This window comes from Curtobacterium sp. B8 (assembly GCF_000333315.1).
Lineage (GTDB): Bacteria > Actinomycetota > Actinomycetes > Actinomycetales > Microbacteriaceae > Curtobacterium > Curtobacterium luteum.
In genome coordinates, this window is the sequence record NZ_BACW01000427.1 from 1 (window position 1) to 938 (window position 938).

1 pseudogene is annotated in these 938 nt (G+C 69.8%); it reads left to right on the forward strand.

The features are described from left to right. Positions 1-906 (forward strand): annotated as a pseudogene (locus tag I59_RS19805) (aldo/keto reductase family protein); the annotation flags it as partial. Between the last annotated feature and the right edge of the window lie 32 nt (positions 907-938).

Genomic DNA, 938 nt, shown 5'->3' on the forward strand with positions numbered 1-938 from the left:
CCCAGTGCGTGCGGGCAGCGCTGACGCCCGGCATCACCACGTTCGACACCGCGGACACCTACGCGAACACCGCCGCCGAGACCGTCCTCGGCGAGGCGCTGAAGGGCGAGCGTCGGCAGTCCCTCGAGATCTTCACGAAGGTCTACTGGCCGACCGGGGCCGAAGGGCCACAACGACACCGGCCTCAGCCGCAAGCACATCCTCGAGTCGATCGACGGGTCGCTCGAGCGTCTCCAGACCGACTACGTCGACCTCTACCAGGCACACCGCTACGACTACGAGACGCCGCTCGAGGAGACGATGCAGGCGTTCGCCGACGTCGTCCGCCAGGGCAAGGCGCTCTACATCGGCGTCAGCGAGTGGAACGCCGAGCAGATCCGTGCCGGTGCGGCGCTCGCGAAGGAGCTCGGCTTCCAGCTCATCTCGAACCAGCCGCAGTACTCGATGCTGTGGCGTGTCATCGAGGGCGAGGTCGTCCCGGCGTCGAAGCAGCTCGGCCTGTCGCAGATCGTCTGGTCGCCGATCGCCCAGGGTGTCCTGACCGGCAAGTACAAGCCGGGTCAGCCGCTGCCCGAGGGGTCGCGCGCGACGGACGAGAAGGGCGGCGCCGACATGATCAAGCGGTTCATGCGCGACGAGGTCCTCGAGGCCGTGCAGCGCCTGCAGCCCGTCGCCGACGAGGCCGGCCTGACGCTCGCACAGCTCGCGATCGCGTGGACGCTGCAGAACGAGAACGTCGCCTCGGCGATCGTCGGTGCCTCGCGCCCGGAGCAGGTCACCGACAACGTCAAGGCCTCGGGTGTCACGCTCGACGCCGACGCGCTCGCCGCGATCGACGCGGCCCTGGGGGACATCCCGGAGCGCGACGTCACGAAGACGGTGTCGCCCGCCACGCGGGTCGCCTGACCCACCGAGGGTCGGACGGGAGGCACGGTGCG